This is a genomic window from Mesorhizobium sp. M4B.F.Ca.ET.089.01.1.1, from assembly GCF_004022605.1.
Classification (GTDB): Bacteria; Pseudomonadota; Alphaproteobacteria; order Rhizobiales; family Rhizobiaceae; genus Mesorhizobium; species Mesorhizobium abyssinicae.
In genome coordinates, this window is sequence record NZ_RZOS01000823.1 from 1 (window position 1) to 1,410 (window position 1,410).

At 64.5% G+C, this 1,410-nt stretch carries 2 protein-coding genes and 2 pseudogenes; all 4 read right to left on the reverse strand.

Annotation, left to right across the window (positions count from 1 at the left end; all coding sequences use genetic code 11):
* A pseudogene (locus tag EN780_RS34220) lies at window positions 1-130 on the reverse strand (50S ribosomal protein L4); the annotation flags it as partial.
* Window positions 130-846 carry a 50S ribosomal protein L3 gene (gene rplC / locus EN780_RS34225; RefSeq protein WP_127286411.1) on the reverse strand — a complete coding sequence of 239 codons (717 nt, stop codon included), beginning with the start codon at window positions 844-846 and terminating at the stop codon, window positions 130-132. The pseudogene EN780_RS34220 and the gene rplC, both read right to left, overlap by 1 nt.
* A gap of 61 nt (window positions 847-907) precedes the next feature.
* Window positions 908-1,216 (reverse strand): 30S ribosomal protein S10, encoded by a 309-nt coding sequence (gene rpsJ, locus EN780_RS34230; RefSeq protein WP_006205468.1) that lies wholly within the window; start codon window positions 1,214-1,216, stop codon window positions 908-910.
* A 68-nt stretch (window positions 1,217-1,284) separates the two neighbouring features.
* Window positions 1,285-1,410 (reverse strand): annotated as a pseudogene (gene tuf / locus EN780_RS34235) (elongation factor Tu); the annotation flags it as partial.

The following is a 1,410-nucleotide window of genomic DNA, read 5'->3' on the forward strand; positions in this document are numbered from 1 at the left end:
GCTTCTTGGCCAGCTGCCAGCGCACGACGCGCTGCAGGATGTCCTCGCGCGGATCAAGGCCGAAAATCTCCTCGGAGAGTTTCACCTTGCCGGCGTCCTTGCCGCCCAGCGTTGTGATCTTGAGGTCCATTATTCCGCTCCCTCGGTGGCCGGGGCTTCATTCTTGGCGGCGCCAGCGCGGATCGCGGCAGGCTTCGGCGCATTGGCCGGCAGCGCGACCTTGGCCGCGTCGCGAACCAGGATCCAGGCGCCCTTGACGCCGGGAACGGCGCCGCGGATCAGGATCAGGCCGCGGTCGGCGTCGGTCGAGACGACCTCGACGTTCTGCGTGGTGACGCGGGCGTCGCCCATGTGGCCGGCCATCTTCTTGCCCTTGAACACCTTGCCGGGGTCCTGGCGCTGGCCGGTCGAGCCGTGCGTGCGGTGCGACACCGAGTTACCGTGCGTGGCGCGGCCGCCACCCATGTTGTGCCGCTTGATCACGCCCTGGAAACCCTTACCGGTCGAGGTGCCCGTCACATCGACCTTCTGGCCGGCGACGAAGTGCTCGACGGTGATCTCGGCGCCGACGTCGATCATGTTGTCGGCGGAGACGCGGAATTCGGCGAGCTTCGCCTTCGGCTCGACGGACGCGGCGGCGAAATGGCCGCGCATCGCCTTCGACGTGTTCTTCACCTTGGCGAGGCCAACGCCGAGCTGGACGGCCGTATAGCCGTTCTTCTCCTGCGTGCGCTGCGCCACGACCTGGCAGTTCTCCATCTGGAGAACGGTGACGGGAACATGTTCCCCGGCATCGTTATAGATGCGGGTCATTCCCACCTTCTTTGCAATCACACCTGAACGCATCGGTTCAATTCCTTTAGAGTTCCGGGCCAGGGGCATCGCCCCTTACCGCGCTCTCATTCCCTTAGAGCTTGATCTCGACGTCCACACCGGCGGCGAGGTCGAGCTTCATCAAAGCATCGACCGTCTGCGGGGTCGGATCGACGATGTCGAGCAGACGCTTGTGCGTGCGCATCTCGAACTGCTCGCGGCTCTTCTTGTCGACGTGCGGCGACCGGTTGACCGTGAACTTTTCGATCCGCGTCGGCAGCGGAATGGGGCCGCGGACGTTGGCGCCGGTGCGCTTGGCCGTCGACACGATCTCCCGGGTCGAGGCGTCGAGCACCCGGTGATCAAACGCCTTAAGGCGGATGCGGATATTCTGTCCGTTCATGCGTCACTTCCTTGTTCTGGCGCGGCGCGGGCAACTTCCGCGCCCGCGACAGATCGGTTTAAGTCCAATTATTCTTTGATGGTGACGACGATGCCGGCACCGACGGTGCGGCCGCCTTCACGGATGGCGAAGCGCAGCTTCTCTTCCATGGCGATCGGCACGATCAGCTCGACGTCGACCGTGATGTTGTCGCC